This window comes from Aliiroseovarius crassostreae (assembly GCF_001307765.1).
GTDB classification, from domain to species: Bacteria; Pseudomonadota; Alphaproteobacteria; order Rhodobacterales; family Rhodobacteraceae; genus Aliiroseovarius; species Aliiroseovarius crassostreae.
On record NZ_LKBA01000004.1, the window covers coordinates 519,630 to 537,133 of the forward strand.

A 17,504-nucleotide genomic window follows, 5' to 3' on the forward strand; every position below is an offset into this window, starting at 1 on the left:
GTGTTTCTGGCGGATTTATCAAGGATTTACCGGAGAATTACCGGCGAATTATGAGGGAAACCGAAAAAACCTCTTTCCCCCGGTAAAAACTGCCCTATAGTCACCGCCATGGTAACGCAGACACATATCGCTCCCTCGGCCCGTATCGGCCTGGCTGCTCTTTCGCTGCTAACACGCCTCTGAGCGTGCCATCTCGGCGCGTCCGCTCAGAGGATATGCCTGACCGCGCCCCTTCCCAACATCCCGCTTGCAGCCGATCACTGTTCTTTCGTTGATCCCCGCCAAAAATGGCATGCGAAAACTGGTAATCCGCCGCGAACCGGGATACTCCACGGGCACGTTATGGCCCGACCCAAGATTTGATGAAGAGACCAGAGATATGACCCAGCCCAAATCCGACCACGTGTTGATCTTTGACACCACGCTGCGCGACGGCGAACAATCGCCCGGCGCCACCATGACCCATGACGAAAAGCTCGAAATTGCCGAGATGCTGGACGAGATGGGTGTCGACATTATCGAAGCGGGCTTCCCGATTGCCTCCGAGGGCGATTTCGCCGCCGTATCCGAGATTGCCCAGCGGTCGAAAAACTCGACCATCTGCGGCTTGTCGCGCGCCAATTTCAAGGATATTGACCGCTGCGCCGAGGCCGTGCGCAATGCCGCCAAGCCGCGCATCCATACCTTTATCGGCACCTCGCCGCTGCACCGCGCGATCCCCAACCTTACGCAAGACGAGATGGCCGAGCTGATCCATGACACCGTCAGCCATGCGCGCAACCTCGTGGATGATGTGCAATGGTCGCCGATGGATGCCACGCGGACCGAGCATGATTACCTGTGCCGCGTGATCGAGATTGCGATCAAGGCCGGTGCCACCACCATCAATATCCCCGACACAGTGGGCTATACCGCGCCGCGTGAAAGCGCCGACCTCATTCGCATGTTGATCGAAAAAGTGCCCGGCGCGGATGAGATCATCTTTGCCACCCATTGCCATAACGACCTTGGTATGGCCACCGCCAACGCGCTGGCCGCAGTTGAGGCCGGTGCACGCCAGATCGAATGCACCATCAATGGCCTCGGCGAACGCGCGGGCAATACCGCGCTGGAAGAGGTGGTGATGGCACTTAAGGTGCGCCATGACATCATGCCCTATAAAACCCAGATCGACACGCGCAAGATCATGAACATTTCGCGCCGCGTGGCGCAGGTGTCGGGTTTCCCGGTGCAGTTCAACAAGGCGATTGTCGGCAAAAACGCCTTTGCCCATGAAAGCGGCATCCACCAGGACGGGATGCTGAAGAACCCGGAAAACTTTGAGATCATGCGGCCCGAAGATATCGGCCTCGCCGGCACCTCGCTGCCGCTTGGCAAACATTCGGGGCGTGCCGCGTTGAAGGCAAAGCTGAACGACCTCGGCTTTGACGTGGGTGACAACCAGTTGAAGGATGTGTTTGTCCGCTTCAAGGATCTGGCCGACACCAAGAAAGAGGTGTTTGACGAGGACATCATCGCGCTGATGACCGACGGGACCGATGCGCAGAACGACCGCCTTCAGGTGAAATTCCTGCGTGTGATCTGCGGCACAGAAGCCCCGCAATCTGCCGATCTGACCATGGAGATCGACGGGGTGGACCGTCAGGTCACCGCCCAGGGGGACGGGCCGGTTGATGCCACGTTCAACGCGATCAAGATGCTGTTCCCGCATGAGGCGCGGCTCAAGCTTTACCAGGTGCATGCGGTCACCGAAGGCACCGATGCGCAGGCCACCGTGAGCGTGCGGATGGAAGAGAACGGCAAGATCGTGACCGGCCAGTCGGCCCATACCGACACGGTGGTTGCCTCGGCCAAAGCCTATGTCAACGCGCTCAACAACCTTCTGGTGCGCCGGGAAAAGACCAAACCCGAGGCGGTCTGACGCATCTGACCCAGATGTTCGAAAAGTGAAAGCGTGGCCCGAAAAGGCCGCGCTTTTTCATGTTCGATGGCTATGATAAATCGGAAATGTGCAAGCCACCGATTGAGGACGGCGAGAAGCCGCCGGACCCTTGTAATTCGGGCTTTCACCAAATCCCCTTGGGGCCTATAACGCTATGGTCTGCACTCGGGGGGAGTCGTGGACCATTTCTATTTTGCATGAAGGTTGGCAGCACATGGCAGGTTTCTCAGGTTTGTTTTCATCGGATATGGCCATTGACTTGGGAACGGCGAACACGCTGGTCTATGTCAAGGGAAAGGGCGTGATCCTGAATGAACCCTCGGTGGTGGCCTATCACGTCAAGGATGGCGTGAAAAAGGTGCTCGCTGTAGGGGAAGACGCCAAGCTGATGCTCGGGCGCACACCGGGCTCGATCGAGGCGATCCGCCCGATGCGGGACGGGGTGATTGCCGATTTCGACAGTGCGGAAGAGATGATCAAGAACTTCATCCGCAAGGTCCACAGACGCACCACCTTCTCAAAACCGAAGATCATTGTCTGCGTGCCGCATGGCGCCACCCCGGTTGAAAAACGCGCGATTCGACAGTCGGTTCTGTCTGCTGGCGCGCGCCGCGCCGGGCTGGTTGCGGAACCGATTGCCGCAGCCATCGGGGCGGGCATGCCGATCACCGATCCGACCGGCAACATGGTTGTGGATATTGGCGGCGGCACCACCGAGGTGGCGGTCCTGTCCCTGGGCGACATCGTCTATGCGCGCTCGGTGCGCGTGGGCGGCGACCGGATGGATGATGCAATCATTTCCTACCTGCGCCGCAACCAGAATATTCTTGTGGGTGAAAGCACCGCCGAACGCATCAAGACCGAGATCGGCACCGCCCGGATGCCCGATGACGGGCGCGGCGCGTCGCTGCAGATCCGCGGGCGTGACCTTCTGAACGGGGTGCCGAAAGAGACCGAGATCAACCAGGCGCAGGTTGCCGAGGCGCTGGCAGAGCCGGTGCAGCAGATCTGCGAAGCGGTGATGACCGCGCTGGAAGCCACCCCGCCGGATCTGGCCGCGGATATTGTCGACCGCGGCGTGATGCTCACCGGGGGCGGCGCGCTGCTGGGGGATCTGGATCTGGCGCTGCGCGAACAGACCGGCCTGTCCATTTCGGTTGCAGATGAAAGCCTGAACTGCGTGGCGCTGGGCACCGGCAAGGCGCTGGAATATGAAAAGCAGCTGCGCCACGTGATTGATTACGATAGCTGATCGCGCGTAGCCTGTTCTGGACCTGACCTGACGGGCCCCGGATCTGGGCCCGCCGGTGTGATCTGAGGCCAAAGTGACCGGAGGCAAGTTTGGCGACAAACAAACAGCCAAATGTCGAATATGCGGGGCCGCTGCGGCGGCTCTTCATGGCGATGCTCGTGCTGTTTCTGGCGCTGGTGTTCCTGATCTGGCGGATCGACAGCCCGCGGGTGGAACGGTTCCGTGCCCAGTTGATTGATACGGTGGTGCCCAGTTTCGAATGGGCCCTGGTGCCGGTCACCCATGCGGTGGGCATGGTTGAAGATTTCCAAAGCTACCAGCGGATTTACCAGCAAAACCAGGAACTGCGCCGCGAGCTGCGCCAGATGAAAGCCTGGAAAGAAGCGGCGCTTCAGCTGGAACAGGAAAACGCGCGGCTTCTGAACCTGAATAATGTGCGGCTGGATGCGCAGCTCAGCTATGTGACCGGGGTCGTGCTGGCCGATAGCGGCTCGCCGTTTCGCCAGTCGGTCCTGCTGAATGTCGGCACCCGCGATGGCATCGTTGATGGCTGGGCGGCCACGGATGGGCTGGGTCTGGTGGGGCGGATCTCTGGTGTGGGGCGTCAGACCAGCCGCGTGATGCTTTTGACCGACAGCAATTCGCGCATTCCGATCACGGTGCAGCCCTCGGGGCAGACCGCGCTTTTGCGTGGCGACAACACGGCGTCACCGCCGCTGGAATTTCTGGAAAGCCCGGACAAGGTGCGCCCCGGGGACCGGGTGATTTCCTCCGGTGACGGCGGGGTGTTCCCGGCGGGATTGCTGGTTGGGCATGTGGCCATGGGCACGGATCGCCGGTTGCGCGTGCGCCTCTCGGCGGATTACGAGCGGCTTGAGTTCCTGCGTGTTCTGCGCAGCCATCCCGGCGAACGGGTGCTGGACAGTGATGCGCTGATTATCTCGACCCCGGCGCAGCCGCCGGTGGAAAACATCCTTCGTGAAGGCACGGCGGCTGAGACGTCCGGGGTCCGCGCGGAGAGCGGGCAATGATTGATCGTATTGCCCTCAGCCGTGGATATTATCGCCTGTTGCTGGTGGTGGTTGCCATCGTGCTTCTGTTCGGACGCCTGTTGCCGCTGGAGCTTGGCGCCGGGCGCCTTCCCGGCCCGGATCTTTTGCTGGTTCTGGTGATGGCCTGGGTGGTGCGCCGCCCGGATTATGCGCCGGTATTCCTGATCGCGCCGGTGTTTTTCCTGACCGACATGCTGCTTTTGAAACCTCCCGCGGTCTGGACCCTGATGGTGGTGTTTGGCACGGAATTCCTGCGCCGTCGCGAAACGCGCCTGCGCGAACAAAGCTTTCTGATCGAGTTCGGGCTGGTGGCCGCCACGCTTGTGGCCATGCTGATCGGCCAAAGATTGCTGCTGGGCGTGTTCCTGGTCGAGCAGGTTTCGTTCGGGCGCGAGATCCTTTACCTTCTGGCCACGATCGCCGCCTATCCGCTGGCCGCGCTGGTCACGGTCTATGGGTTCGGCATCCATAAATTGCAGCCGGGTGAGGACGAGATTTCGGGGCATTACGCATGAAACGCAGCGGTGTGGATACGGATAAAAGTGCCCGCATAATCACCCGGCGGGGCCTGTTTCTGGGTGGGTTGCAAGTGTCCTTTGCGGCCCTTCTGGTTGGGCGGATGCGCTATATGCAGGTGGATCAGGGCGACGAATACCGCCTGCTGGCCGAAGAAAACCGTATCAATATCCGACTAATCCCCCCCTCACGCGGGTTGATCCATGACCGCAATGGCGTGCTGATCGCCGGCAATGAACAGAATTACCGCATCGTTCTGGTGCGCGAGGACGCAGGCGACCCCGAAGCGGTGCTGCGCAAGCTGTCCCATATTGTCTGGATGTCGGAGGAGGACATCGCCAACGCGCTGAAAGAAGTCAAACGGCGCAGCCCCTTTGTGCCGGTTGCCGTCGCGGATCGGGTCAGTTGGGGTGAGGTGGCCGAAGTGGCGGTGAATGCCCCGGCCCTGCCCGGCATCACCCCCGAGGTGGGCCTGTCGCGGATTTATCCGCAACGCGGCGATTTTGCCCATATTCTGGGTTATGTGGGGCCTGTTTCGGATTACGACCTGTCCAAGCTCGAAGATCCGGATCCCTTGTTGCAGATCCCCCGGTTCCAGATCGGCAAATCCGGCGTTGAGGCCAAGATGGAGCATGTGCTGCGCGGTTCTGCCGGGTCCCGTGAGATCGAGGTGAACGCGGTGGGCCGTGAGATGCGCGAGCTGTCGCGCGAAGAAGGGCAGGCCGGGGCGGCGGTGCAGCTGACCATTGATGCCAAGCTGCAAAGTTATGTGCAGGCGCGCATGGCGGGGGAAAGTGCAGCTGCGGTGGTGATGGACACGGTGAGCGGGGATATCCTCGCGCTGGGATCGGCCCCCACCTTTGACGCCAACAAATTCGTGCACGGGATCTCCAGCGCGGATTACAAGGCTCTGTTGGAAGACCCCTATCGTCCGCTGGCGGCAAAAACGGCGCAGGGCGCCTATCCGCCGGGGTCGACCTTCAAGATGGTCACTGCGCTCGCGGCGCTGGAAGAAGGGGTGATCGGCCCCAATGAAACTGTGACCTGCTGGGGCAAGATCGAGGTTTATAACCGCGTTTTCCATTGCTGGAAACGGGCGGGCCACGGCAAGGTTGATCTGCTCAAGAGCCTCGAGCAGAGCTGTGATATCTATTATTATGAGATCGCCCAGCGGGTTGGGATCGACAAGATTGCCGAGATGGCGCGCCGCCTTGGGCTTGGGGAAAAACACGACCTGCCGTTGTCTGCGGTGGCGAAGGGTTTGATCCCGAACAAGGCGTGGAAGCTGGAAAATCGCGGTGCGGATTGGGTTGTCGGGGACAGCCTGAATGCGGGTATCGGGCAGGGCTTTGTGCTGGCTTCTCCGCTGCAACTGGCGGTGATGACCTCCCGGCTCGCCACCGGGCGTGCGGTGGTGCCGCGCTTGGTGCGCTCCATCAACGGGGTGGATCAGCCGATTGCAGAGCAGGCGCCGCTTGGGATCAGCTCATCGAACCTCGCCGCGGTGCGCCAGGGCATGTATGCGGTGGTCAATGCACGGCGTGGCACGGCGGGCCGGTCGAAAATCACCGGGGATGAATTTCGGATGGCGGGCAAGACCGGCACCAGCCAGGTGCGCAATATCACCAAGGCAGAGCGTGCGCGTGGCGTGACCCGCAACGAAGACCTGCCCTGGGAGCGGCGTGACCACGCGCTGTTTGTCGCCTATGCGCCTGTGGAAAATCCACGCTATGCGGTGTCGGTTGTGGTGGAGCATGGCGGCGGCGGCTCGACGGCGGCGGCCCCGATTGCGCGGGACGTGATGTTGCAGACGCTTTACGGCGGCCCCCCCCCGCTGAGTGCCTACCCGTCCTCGCAGCGCGGCACCATCCGGTCGCGGCAAAAAGAGATCGAGGACAGGATGCAACTGCCCTCTGACGACGGTGCGCAGGGGAGCGGGCGCGCATGAGTTATCTTGAATACAACGTCAAATACGTGCCCGCCGGGCTGCGCAAGGTGCTGTATCTGAACTGGTTTCTGGTGCTGCTGTTGTGCGCTGTGGCCGGGGTTGGGTTCCTGATGCTGTATTCCGTGGCCGGTGGCAGCCTTGATCCCTGGTCGGCGGCGCAGATGAAACGGTTTGCGCTGGGGATAGTCTTGATGTTCATCACGGCAATGGTGCCGATCTGGTTCTGGCGCAATATGGCGGGGCTTGGCTATCTCGTCTCTCTGGTGCTTTTGGTGCTGGTGGAGCTGATAGGCTCAACCGGCATGGGGGCACAGCGTTGGATTGACCTTGGCTTCATGCGGCTGCAGCCTTCGGAGCTGATGAAGATCAGCCTGATCATGATTCTTGCCGCCTATTATGATTGGCTGGATGTGAAAAAGGTTTCGCGTCCGCTTTGGGTGCTTTTGCCGCTGGTGTTGATTGCGTTGCCGACCATGCTGGTGCTGAAACAGCCGGATCTGGGCACGTCGATCCTGCTGGTGACCGGCGGTGGGGTGGTGATGTTTCTGGCCGGGGTCAGCCTGTGGTATTTTGGGGCAGTGATCCTGAGCGGCGTGGGGCTGGTCACTGGTGTATTCCTGTCGCGCGGCACGCCCTGGCAGCTTCTGAAAGATTATCAGTATCGCCGCATCGACACCTTCCTTGATCCCTCTTCGGACCCGCTTGGCGCGGGCTATCACATCACCCAGTCAAAGATTGCATTGGGGTCCGGTGGCTGGACCGGGCGGGGGTTCATGCAGGGCACGCAGTCGCGGCTGAACTTCCTGCCGGAAAAACACACGGATTTCATCTTTACCACGCTGGCTGAGGAGTTCGGCTTTCTGGGCGGAGCGGGCCTGCTTGGGCTTTACGTGCTGATCCTTGTGTTCTGCGTGATTTCCGCCGTGCAGAACCGGGACCGGTTCTCGTCCCTTCTGATCCTTGGGATCGCGGTCACCTTTTTCCTGTTTTTCGCGGTGAATATGTCGATGGTGATGGGGATGGCGCCGGTGGTGGGCGTGCCGCTGCCGATGGTCAGTTATGGGGGCTCGTCCATGCTGGTGCTTCTCATCGGCTTTGGTCTGGTGCAGTCTGCACATGTGCACAGGGCGCGACAGAAGCGTTAGGCATCTGCGGCGCGTCCGATATTGTGAAAAGGATCCCCTGATGACCCCAGTCTCGATCGTTGCCCCGACCGCTGCCCCCAGAGCCGTCAATGTGATGTTTGCCGGGCGTGATGCGCTTTGGCCAGTGTATAAGCCCGCGCTGGAAGCCGCTTTTTGCGAGGCGGGCGTGGTGGCGGATCTGCGTCAGGGGTTTGCTCCGGACGAGGTGGATTACATCATCTACGCCCCGTTCGGCCCCCTGTCCGACCTCAGCCCCTATGCCCGGTGCAAGGCCGTGCTGGGTCTCTGGGCCGGGGTGGAAAGCATCCTCACCAACCCGACCCTGACCCAGCCTTATACCAGGATGGTGGACCGGGGGTTGACCGAAGGGATGGTGGAATGGGTGGTGGGGCATACCCTGCGCTATCACCTTGATATGGATCAGGATATCTGTCGGCAGGATCCAGCGTGGGAGGTCCATATCCCGCCGCTTGCACGCCACCGGACCGTGGGGGTGCTGGGGTTGGGGCAGTTGGGTGCCGCCTGTGCGCAGGCCCTGTCGGCGCTGAACTTCAACGTGCATGGATGGAGCCGGAGCGCAAAATCCCTGCCGGGGGTGAGCTGTCATAGCGGGGAAGACGGGTTGCGCGATGTTCTGGCCCAGGCAGAGATCCTTGTGCTGCTTCTGCCCAACACACCGGCCACGGAAAACACCCTCAACGCTGACACGCTGGCACTGCTGCCCAAAGGCGCGCGGATCCTGAACCCGGGGCGTGGCCCGTTGATTGAGGATAACGCCCTGCTTGCAGCGCTTGATAGCGGGCAGGTGGGCCATGCCACGCTGGACGTGTTCCGGGTGGAGCCCCTGCCCAAAGAGCACCCCTACTGGGCGCACCCCAATGTAACCGTGACCCCGCATATCGCCTCTGAAACCCGGCCGGACACGGCCAGTCAGGTGATTGCGGAGAATATACGCAGATCCGAGGCGGGCGAGGCGCTGTTACATCTGGTGGACAAGACGCGCGGCTATTGAGGGCTTGATGGCCAGAAGAGGCAGTTTTCTAGTTTTCTAGTTTGCGCAGGGTCGAGGGCGGGGCAGGGGCGCTGCCCCTCGGACTGCGTCCTCACCCCGAGGTATTTTCGGCAAGAAAAATGAGACATGAGGATGGCGATATGGCCCGTCGGGCGGGCCGCCACCCCACTGTGTCAGCGCAGATGAAAGCTTGGCGCGCGGCCAATTGGGAGCGGCCCCAGGGACATGAAGCCGCCAGAAAATCCCAAAGGCACATCCAGCGTGTTGGGGTCCCCCGAGAGGCTGGACAACAGTTGAAGCGCGCCGATGACGGTGCCTTCAAAGGCCGGATCAATCAGCCCAGAGGCTTTGGCCAGCGCCACCATTTCGCGCCAGTTCCGCGCCTTCACGGTGATTTTCCCGTTGGGCTGACCGGCGCTGTTCACGGTGAGGGTGCCTGCGGCCTGCAATACCATCTCACCCCATTCGGCCCGCAGCATGTCCAGTTTGATCTCGGTGGGTTGCGGGCGTTCCTGTTCCAGGGCGGCCAGATCCCACGGGGCGTCAAATGCCACTTTGCCCTGCACTGTAACGCCTTCAAAAGACGGGGGCAGCAGGCTGTTGGTATCAAAACTTTGCACAAGTTCAGAGGGGGGGATGAACTCCTTTACCTCCAGATGGACTTCATGTTCGGTCGATTTCCCGTCCACTTGCCGGGTGGCGATATTGGCAGATCCCAGCGTGGCGGTCCAACCCAGAGAGGAGGTCAGGGTCATGTCTTCGATCACGAATGAGGAGCGGTTCAGGGGCAGGGAGGGCGCGGGATCCACGACAAGTGACGCTTTGAAATCCTGCGCCGTGATGTCGATATTCTGCAACGGGGTCGACAGGCGCTGGGTGCCGGGCCAGACCGCGATCAGGTGGTTGGGCTTGTAGCTGAGGGTGAGAAGCTGGAACAGATCTGCCGACCAGGCCAGCCCGGTGTCCGGGTCCGCGAGATGAACGCCTTCAGCCACCATATCGAACCGGTTCGGAAACCCCTGCACGCGCAATGCCTCGTAGTCGGATACCCAGCCATCAGCCCGACGTTCGGCAAACCAGCCCTGATAGGCGCGCTCGGCCGCTCCGGCCCCAACCCACCAATACCCGGACCAGAGCCCCGCCAGAACCACTGCAATCACAATCAGTTTGCGCATACCGCTTTCCTCTTAACACCTGCCCCCTTATATGGGGAGCGCGCGCTGGACGGAAAGGGTATGGGCATGGGCAATTCCGAATTGTGGGTCTTTGGTTACGGGTCACTGATCTGGCATCCGGGTTTTGATCATGATGAAACCGTGATCGCGACCCTTGCGGGGTATCACCGGTCTTTCTGCATGCGCTCGATCCATCATCGCGGCACCGAGGAAAAGCCCGGTCTTGTGCTGGCGCTTGACAAGGAGGCGGGGGCGTCCTGTCAGGGCGTGGCCTTTCGCGTCACCCCGGGACGCGAGGACAAGACCATGGCAGAGCTGCGCGAGCGCGAGCTGGTCTCCTCTGCCTATCTTGAGAAAACCCTGAAAATCACCCTGGCCGATGGGCGCGAGGTCGAGGCCGTGACCTATGTGATCGACCCCGATCATGTGCAATACTGCCATATCGACCTGTTGGACCAGGCCCATATCATCGCCACTGCCGTTGGTGGGCGCGGCCCCAATACCGATTATCTTTACAATACCGCTGACCATCTGGCGACGCTGGGGATTGAAGACCCGGATCTCAGCTGGCTTGCGGCCCGTGTGCGCGAAATTACCGAAGCCCTCTGACCGCATCGGCCCCCCGATCGGCCCCCAGTTTTCCCGAACCGCATTCGCGCTTGGCAGGGCGCCCAATCCCCCCTATCCTGACCGCAAAACATTCAGGCGATAGGGAAAATACCCGATGAAAGAGCCAGATAGCAGGTCGTCCATGACGCGCCGCAAAGGGGCCGAGCCGCAATTTTCTCAACCTTTCCGCCAGATCTTTGTGATGCTGGTGGTGTTGGGCCTTGTGGGCTTCGGGGGCTTTGTCGCCCTGCCGCAGGTGCTGCCGGTCTTCCTTGCCAATCTTTATCTCAATGCCTTTATCGCTCTGGTCTTCGTGGTTGGCCTTCTGGCCTGTTTCTGGCAGGTCTGGCAGGTGGCGGCCTCGGTGATCTGGATCGAGGGATTTGTGGGCGAGCGTGAAGGGACCAACCCGGATGGCGCGCCACGCCTGCTCGCGGCCCTGGCCAAGCTGCTGTCGACCCGTGGGGCGCGGCTGCAGATCGGGGCCTCGTCATCGCGCTCGATCCTCGACAGTGTGGCCACGCGCATTGATGAGGCCCGTGATATCACGCGTTACATTGTCAACCTGCTGATTTTCCTTGGACTTCTGGGGACATTTTTCGGCCTCGCCACCACCGTGCCCGCAGTTGTGAAGACCATCGGCTCGCTCGCGCCGTCTGGCGATGAAGGCGGGGTTGAGGTGTTCAACCGCCTGATGAGCGGGCTGGAAGAGCAGCTGGGCGGCATGGGAACGGCCTTTTCCTCCTCCCTTCTCGGCCTGGCCGGGTCGCTGGTTGTGGGGCTGATGGAGCTGTTTGCAGGCCATGGTCAGAACCGTTTCTACCGCGAGCTTGAGGAGTGGCTGTCCACCATCACCAAATTGTCCATCGTCCCTGCAGAGGGGGACGGGGACAGCGCCGCGGTTGCCTATCTTTCCACCATGGCCGAACAGGTCGAGGCAATGCAGGCGATGTTTCTGCAGACCGATGCGAACCGGGCGAAACTGGATGCGCGGCTGGGCGAGCTTGCGGGCCAGGTCCATGCGTTGACGGAAAAGATCGACGCCACACAGCACCAGCCCGCCCCGATCCCTGCCCCTGACCTGACCCCGCATCTCGCGCAGCTGACCGACCTCAACCTTGCCATGAAACAGATGATCGACGGGCAGGGCCGGGTGATCAACGCGCTCGAAGGGCAGGGCGAAGTGGGCACCCATCCCGATGCCGAAAGCCGAATGCGCCTGCGCTCGATCGACGTGCAGATGCTGCGCCTGCTGGAAGAAATGCAGGCCGGGCGTCAGGAAAGCATGGCGGAACTGCGCCAGGATCTGGGGACCCTGATCCAGGTGATCCGCGTGGCGGCCGGGCAGGACGAAACAGAGGGTCAGGTGTAACCCATGGCCATGTCGCGGCGCTCCACCAATCGGGTCAGCGGGTCAATCTGGCCCGGCTTTGTCGACGCGATGACCGCGCTGCTTCTGGTGCTGTTTTTCGTGCTGACCATCTTTATGGTGGTGCAGTTTGTCCTGCGCGAAACCATCTCAGGTCAGGCGCATGAGCTGGATGAGCTGAGCCTACAGGTGGCCGAACTTGCTGATGCGCTGGGGCTGGAACGCACCCGGTCTGCGGATCTGGAAGGGCAGGTCGGGCGGCTCAGCGCAACCCTGTCCGAGGCGCGCAATATTGCCGATGCCCAGACCGCGCTGATTGCCCAGCTCACCGCGCAGACCACAGCACAGGAAGAGCAGATCGCCGCCCAGTCCGCCCAGATCACCAGCTTCGAGGTGCAGGTCGCCGCCCTCCTGTCGCAACGCGATGAGGCCCTTGCTGCGGGCACGCAAATGGCCGCAACGATTGAAGATCTTGAGGCCGCCAAAGCCGCGCTGATTTCAGATCAGGAGGCGTTGCAACTCGCGCTGGCCCAGGCCCGCGATGAGATTGACGCCGGCGTCGAAGCCGCGCGGCTGGCAGCAGCCAAGCGCGAAGCACTGGAGGCGCTGGTGGCCCGCCTTGAGGCTGACGTGGCGGAGGGGCAAAAGGCGTTAAGCGAAGAAGAGGCCGGGCGCCTTGCCGAAGCCGCCGCCGCCGAGGCGCTTCGCGCGCAGCTTGAAAATGCCGATGCGGAGCTGACCGCGATGACCCTCGCGCTGGAAGCAAGCCGCAAAGAGGCCGAGGAAACGCTGACGCTGCTGGCGGCGGCAAAAGCGGCCGGGGTGGATCTGGATGCCCGTCTGGCGGCCGCGATGCTGGAGCTTGAGGCGCTGAAATCCGAAGGGGCGGACGCCAAACGGCTGGGCGAAGAACTGCGCGCAGCCCTTGCCGAGCGGCTCGCCGCAGAAACCCGCGCCGAGGTGGCCCTGTCGGAAGCGGAGGAGCAAAAGCGCCTGCTGGCGGTGGCCAATTTGGCCTTGTCCGAAGAAGAGGCCAGCTCTGCCGAGGCGCAGCGCCAGGTGGCCCTGCTCAATGAACAGGTGGCGGCATTGCGCGCGCAGCTTGGATCCTTGCAGGCGATACTGGATGCAGGAAATGAACGCGATGAACGCGCGCAGGTGCAGATCCAGAAACTGGGCACCGAGCTGAATGCGGCACTGGCGCGGGTCGCCGCCGAGGAACGCAAACGCGCCGCGTTGGAAGAGGCGGAACGTCGGCGTTTGGAAGAGGAAGCCAAGGAGCTCGCCGCCTACAGATCTGAATTCTTTGGGAAACTACGTCAGGTTCTTGGGGATCGGGAAGGGGTGCAGATTGTTGGGGACCGGTTTGTGTTCTCCTCTGAAGTGCTGTTTTCGTCGGGGGATGCGGTGCTGAAACCTGCGGGACAGGCGCAGGTGGCCAAGGTGGCTGCGCTGTTGTCCGAGGTGGCGGATTTGATCCCGCCCGAAGTGGATTGGGTGATCCGCGTCGATGGGCATACCGACAATCAGCCTCTGTCCGGGACGGGGGTGTTTCGCAACAACTGGGCGCTCAGCCAGGCCCGCGCCCTGTCGGTGGTGGAATACATGATTGACGATCTGGGCTTTCCGCCGAACCGGCTGGCCGCCACCGGTTTTGGGGAATACCGCCCGGTGAACCCCGCAGATACCGAAGTGGCACGCGCGCAGAACCGGCGGATTGAGCTGAAACTGACAGAGCGATAAGAGGGCCGGCCGCCAGTGGTTTTGGGGGGCTTGCGACGGTGTTTCGGGAGGGGGCGGCCTTCGTCTATTCCGCGGCTCACCTTATGCGGCCCCTGCGGTCAGGACGCGTCCCGCCGCGTCTGGTCTGCCCGTTTCAGCGGACCGCAACCTCGGTTGAGGTGGCATCAATCACCCTGCCCGCCCGGATCATCCAGCTGTCCAGCCGATACATTCCCTCAGGCCACGCCGTGCGGGTCTTTTTGCCAAAGGCGCGAAAGGCCAGAACCTGCGTTTTGGTCATCTCGATCTTCTGCTCGCCCACCATCCCTGAGGGGCCTTCAATGCGCAGGTGCAGAATGTCCCCCTGGCGTGGGCCGTAAACCATGCTCCAACCCACTAGGGCCGGGCCGTCTGCGGGGAGGGGGGTGATAGGGGGGGCGCCCTGCTTGATCTCGTCAAATTGGGGGATATCGGTGGCAAATCCGGTGCTGGCGATGCCGCCGGTCGGGTAGGGGATCGGGGTCAGCCAGAGCTGCCCGTCTGATCGGTCGGGTGAGAGGCATTTGGTCGGTGCTGCAAAAGCTGCGTCAGGGTGAAACGGATCCACCACTTTCCCATCCTTGCGCAGGGACAGGTGCAGATGTGGGTATTGCGTCTTGCCGGACAGACCAACCCGGCCGAGCTCCTGACCCATCCGGATCTTGTCGCCGGTTTGCACTGTCACCGAACCCTGGGCCATATGGCAATACTGGCTTTCCCAACCACCGCCATGGTCAATCACAACCCCGTTTCCGCATTCACGCCCGCTCACATCTGGGGCGCCTTCGGATCCGTAAAGCGCATCCTTCATGCCGTCCCGCCATCCCTTGACCCGGCCGGGCGCTGCGGCGAGCACAGTCACACCCCTTCGCATTGCCGCTTGAGAGGGCAGGGCGAAATCCGTGCCCTTATGCCCGTCGTAGCTGCGCGGGCCGCAGGTGTAATCGGCCACACCCTCGCCGGGGTCCGCATCTGTGAGGTTCAGGATGAAACAGCTTTCGCCCAGGACACAATCAACCGGCTGGGCAAATTTTGGTCCTCTTGGCTCCGCTGCCCCTATTTCCGTCCGCCTGGTATCCGCAAAGGCCGCAGCGGGGGCTGCGGCCAGGGCAAGGATCATCAGACATTCGGTTTTCCGCATCAGTCCGCGGTGAGCAGCGGGGGCTTTTTACGGGATCCCAGCTGCGGCTTTTTCGGCTTCTCGATACGCAGCTCCAATTCGCCGCCCTTGATGCCGACCTGCACCATGCCGCCCTTGGACAGCTTGCCGAACAGGAGCTCTTCTGCCAGCGGCTTCTTGATATGTTCCTGGATCACCCGACCCAGCGGGCGGGCGCCCATCCGGTCGTCATAGCCCTTGTCGGCGATCCATTCAGCCGCCGCGCGGGTCAGTTCGATGGTCACACCGCGATCCAGAAGCTGGGCCTCCAGTTGCAGCACGAATTTTTCGACCACTTGCAAGATCACCTCTTTGCCCAGTGGCGCAAAGCTGATCACCGCGTCCAGACGGTTGCGGAATTCCGGCGTGAAGGTGCGTTCAATCGCGGCGGTGTCTTCGCCTTCGCGTCGCTCTCGGCCAAAGCCCACGGCCGCCTTGGCCTGTTCTGACGCCCCTGCGTTCGAGGTCATGATCAGCACCACGTTGCGGAAGCTGACGGTGCGGCCGTTGTGATCGGTCAGTTCGCCATTATCCATGACCTGCAGCAGGATGTTGTAGACATCCGGATGGGCCTTTTCCATCTCATCGAGAAGCAGCACGCAATGCGGATGCTGATCCACGCCATCGGTCAGGAGGCCGCCCTGATCAAACCCGACATAGCCGGGAGGGGCCCCGATCAGGCGGGAAACGGCGTGTTTCTCCATATATTCCGACATGTCGAAGCGCAGAAGCTCCACGCCGAGATTGTCGGCAAGCTGTTTGGCGACCTCGGTCTTGCCGACGCCGGTGGGGCCGGCAAACAGGTAGTTGCCGATGGGTTTTTCCGGCTCGCGCAGCCCGGCACGGGCCAGTTTGATGGCCGAGGACAGTGCCTCAATCGCCTTGTCCTGTCCAAACACCACCCGCTTGAGCGATTTTTCCAGATCACGCAGGGTTTCCGCATCATCCTTGGACACGGTTTTCGGCGGGATCCGGGCGATCTTGGCGACCACGGCTTCAATTTCGGTCACGCCGATCGAGGTCTTGCGCTTGTCCTTGGGCAGGAGGTGCTGGGCCGCGCCAGCTTCGTCAATCACATCAATCGCCTTGTCCGGCAATTTGCGGTCATTCACATAGCGGTCGGACAGTTCCACGGCTGATTTGATGGCATCCGCGGTGAAGCTGACCCCGTGATGTTCTTCGAAATAGGGTTTCAGCCCCTTGAGGATCTTCACCGCATCTTCGACCGACGGTTCATTGATATCGATTTTCTGGAACCGGCGCGACAGGGCGCGGTCTTTTTCGAAATGCTGGCGGAACTCCTTGTAGGTGGTGGAGCCCATGCAGCGCAGCTTGCCGCCCTGAAGGGCAGGTTTGAGCAGGTTCGAGGCATCCATCGCCCCGCCCGAGGTGGCGCCCGCACCGATCACCGTATGGATCTCGTCGATGAATAGCACCGCGTCAGGATGATCTTCCAGCTCTTTCATCACCGCCTTCAGCCGCTCTTCAAAGTCGCCGCGATAGCGGGTGCCTGCCAGAAGCGCGCCCATGTCGAGCGAGTAGATCGTGGTTTCTGACAGGATTTCAGGGGTTTGCCCGCCAACGATCTTGGTGGCCAGCCCTTCGGCAATGGCGGTCTTGCCCACGCCGGGATCGCCCACCAGAAGCGGGTTGTTCTTGCGGCGGCGACACAGGACCTGAATGGCCCGTTCAACTTCGTGGTCGCGACCGATCAGCGGGTCAATCTCGCCTTCGCGGGCTTTTGCATTGAGATCGACACAATATTTGCCCAGGGCGGTTTCCTTTTCCTCAACCGGCTGCGCTTCGGACATGTCCTCGTCGAAATCGGGGGTGCCGGTGATTGGCCGGGGCTCTCCGAATTCGGGATCTTTTGCCACGCCATGGGCGATGTAATTCACCGCGTCATAGCGGGTCATGTCCTGTTCTTGCAGGAAAAAGGCGGCGTTGGATTCGCGTTCGGCAAAGATCGCAACCAGCACATTTGCCCCGGTCACTTCGGTGCGGCCCGAGCTTTGCACATGGATGGCGGCCCGCTGGATCACCCGCTGGAAGGCGGCGGTCGGCACGGCCTCATTGCCGTCGACATCGGTGATCAGGGTCGCAAGCTCGGTTTCGATGAATTCCAGCAGATCCTTGCGCAGGGCGTTCAGATCGACCGAACAGGCCTGCATCACCCGTGCGGCGTCAGGTTCGTCAATCAGGGCCAGCAGCAGATGCTCCAGCGTGGCCAGTTCATGTTTTCGCTCATTGGCCAGCGCAAGCGCGTGGTGAATGGCGTCTTCCAGCGGTTTAGAAAAGGACGGCACGTGGCATTCTCCTCGTAATCTGCACAGGCTTCCCTGCTTGGGGTCAATTTCCCCCAGATTGGCCTCATATGTTTAAGTTTCGGTTTTCCCGGCGCTTCTTCAAGGGGTTTTATGTCAATTTTCTGGGAATTTACCGTGAAGATTAACGGTCTTCTATTGGTCCCGACAGGCGGAGGCAACAGCGAAACCCCTCATCCCAAGCGCTGCGCAAGCTGCTCAAGATATTGATATGATACGCGATTTTTCGGGAAAACTGAA

General features: G+C 61.5%; 13 protein-coding genes. 10 read left to right on the plus strand and 3 right to left on the minus strand.

Annotated elements, in window-relative coordinates; genetic code table 11:
• Positions 1-379: 379 nt before the first annotated feature.
• From AKJ29_RS04745 to AKJ29_RS04775, 7 genes are all read left to right on the plus strand, one after another.
• Complete coding sequence (locus AKJ29_RS04745; RefSeq protein WP_055188400.1) at positions 380-1,921, plus strand: 2-isopropylmalate synthase; 1,542 nt, start codon at positions 380-382, stop codon at positions 1,919-1,921.
• A 235-nt stretch (positions 1,922-2,156) separates the two neighbouring features.
• Positions 2,157-3,194 carry a rod shape-determining protein gene (locus tag AKJ29_RS04750; RefSeq protein ID WP_055188402.1) on the plus strand — a complete coding sequence of 346 codons (1,038 nt, stop codon included), beginning with the start codon at positions 2,157-2,159 and terminating at the stop codon, positions 3,192-3,194.
• A gap of 89 nt (positions 3,195-3,283) precedes the next feature.
• Entirely contained in the window at positions 3,284-4,225 is a 942-nt protein-coding gene (gene mreC / locus AKJ29_RS04755; RefSeq protein WP_055188404.1) for a rod shape-determining protein MreC, read from the plus strand.
• Complete coding sequence (locus AKJ29_RS04760) at positions 4,222-4,761, plus strand: hypothetical protein (RefSeq protein WP_055188406.1); 540 nt, start codon at positions 4,222-4,224, stop codon at positions 4,759-4,761. Before mreC ends, AKJ29_RS04760 begins: the two co-directional genes overlap by 4 nt.
• Positions 4,758-6,710, plus strand: a complete 1,953-nt coding sequence (mrdA, locus tag AKJ29_RS04765) for a penicillin-binding protein 2 (protein WP_055188408.1) — start codon at positions 4,758-4,760, stop codon at positions 6,708-6,710. Before AKJ29_RS04760 ends, mrdA begins: the two co-directional genes overlap by 4 nt.
• Positions 6,707-7,855 carry a rod shape-determining protein RodA gene (gene rodA, locus AKJ29_RS04770; protein WP_055188409.1) on the plus strand — a complete coding sequence of 383 codons (1,149 nt, stop codon included), beginning with the start codon at positions 6,707-6,709 and terminating at the stop codon, positions 7,853-7,855. The genes mrdA and rodA overlap by 4 nt, the downstream gene beginning before the upstream one ends.
• A 40-nt stretch (positions 7,856-7,895) precedes the next feature.
• Positions 7,896-8,867: a 2-hydroxyacid dehydrogenase gene (locus tag AKJ29_RS04775; RefSeq protein ID WP_055188412.1), complete on the plus strand. Its 972-nt coding sequence runs from the start codon at positions 7,896-7,898 to the stop codon at positions 8,865-8,867.
• Between the two features lie 173 nt (positions 8,868-9,040).
• Here the strand turns inward: AKJ29_RS04775 and AKJ29_RS04780 are convergent, their stop codons facing one another.
• Positions 9,041-10,042 carry a DUF2125 domain-containing protein gene (locus AKJ29_RS04780; RefSeq protein ID WP_055188414.1) on the minus strand — a complete coding sequence of 334 codons (1,002 nt, stop codon included), beginning with the start codon at positions 10,040-10,042 and terminating at the stop codon, positions 9,041-9,043.
• A 66-nt stretch (positions 10,043-10,108) separates the two neighbouring features.
• Here AKJ29_RS04780 and AKJ29_RS04785 point away from each other — a divergent pair, with 66 nt between their 5' ends.
• The 3 genes from AKJ29_RS04785 (at position 10,109) to AKJ29_RS04795 (ending at position 13,763) form a co-directional block, all read left to right on the plus strand.
• On the plus strand, positions 10,109-10,651 hold the full coding sequence (locus tag AKJ29_RS04785) for a gamma-glutamylcyclotransferase (protein ID WP_175502251.1): 543 nt from the start codon (positions 10,109-10,111) through the stop codon (positions 10,649-10,651).
• Between the two features lie 115 nt (positions 10,652-10,766).
• Complete coding sequence (locus tag AKJ29_RS04790) at positions 10,767-12,023, plus strand: biopolymer transporter ExbB (RefSeq protein ID WP_235477270.1); 1,257 nt, start codon at positions 10,767-10,769, stop codon at positions 12,021-12,023.
• A gap of 3 nt (positions 12,024-12,026) precedes the next feature.
• A complete protein-coding gene (locus tag AKJ29_RS04795; RefSeq protein ID WP_055188417.1) occupies positions 12,027-13,763 on the plus strand; it encodes a peptidoglycan -binding protein in 1,737 nt (578 codons plus the stop codon).
• A gap of 133 nt (positions 13,764-13,896) precedes the next feature.
• Here AKJ29_RS04795 and AKJ29_RS04800 read toward each other — a convergent pair whose 3' ends face one another.
• Positions 13,897-14,901, minus strand: a complete 1,005-nt coding sequence (locus tag AKJ29_RS04800; RefSeq protein WP_055188419.1) for a M23 family metallopeptidase — start codon at positions 14,899-14,901, stop codon at positions 13,897-13,899.
• 20 nt (positions 14,902-14,921) lie between these two features.
• Entirely contained in the window at positions 14,922-17,246 is a 2,325-nt protein-coding gene (clpA, locus tag AKJ29_RS04805; RefSeq protein ID WP_055188421.1) for an ATP-dependent Clp protease ATP-binding subunit ClpA, read from the minus strand.
• Positions 17,247-17,504: the final 258 nt, after the last annotated feature.

What these genes read in the sequence shown, in the direction of transcription:
- AKJ29_RS04800 (WP_055188419.1), bottom strand. Translation starts at nt 14,901, where the DNA reads ATGATCCTTGCCCTGGCCGCAGCCCCCGCTGCGGCCTTTGCGGATACC.
- AKJ29_RS04775 (WP_055188412.1), top strand. Translation starts at nt 7,896, where the DNA reads ATGACCCCAGTCTCGATCGTTGCCCCGACCGCTGCCCCCAGAGCCGTC.
- AKJ29_RS04745 (WP_055188400.1), top strand. Translation starts at nt 380, where the DNA reads ATGACCCAGCCCAAATCCGACCACGTGTTGATCTTTGACACCACGCTG.
- AKJ29_RS04760 (WP_055188406.1), top strand. Translation starts at nt 4,222, where the DNA reads ATGATTGATCGTATTGCCCTCAGCCGTGGATATTATCGCCTGTTGCTG.
- AKJ29_RS04780 (WP_055188414.1), bottom strand. Translation starts at nt 10,042, where the DNA reads ATGCGCAAACTGATTGTGATTGCAGTGGTTCTGGCGGGGCTCTGGTCC.
- rodA (WP_055188409.1), top strand. Translation starts at nt 6,707, where the DNA reads ATGAGTTATCTTGAATACAACGTCAAATACGTGCCCGCCGGGCTGCGC.
- AKJ29_RS04795 (WP_055188417.1), top strand. Translation starts at nt 12,027, where the DNA reads ATGGCCATGTCGCGGCGCTCCACCAATCGGGTCAGCGGGTCAATCTGG.
- AKJ29_RS04785 (WP_175502251.1), top strand. Translation starts at nt 10,109, where the DNA reads ATGGGCAATTCCGAATTGTGGGTCTTTGGTTACGGGTCACTGATCTGG.
- AKJ29_RS04790 (WP_235477270.1), top strand. Translation starts at nt 10,767, where the DNA reads ATGAAAGAGCCAGATAGCAGGTCGTCCATGACGCGCCGCAAAGGGGCC.
- mrdA (WP_055188408.1), top strand. Translation starts at nt 4,758, where the DNA reads ATGAAACGCAGCGGTGTGGATACGGATAAAAGTGCCCGCATAATCACC.
- AKJ29_RS04750 (WP_055188402.1), top strand. Translation starts at nt 2,157, where the DNA reads ATGGCAGGTTTCTCAGGTTTGTTTTCATCGGATATGGCCATTGACTTG.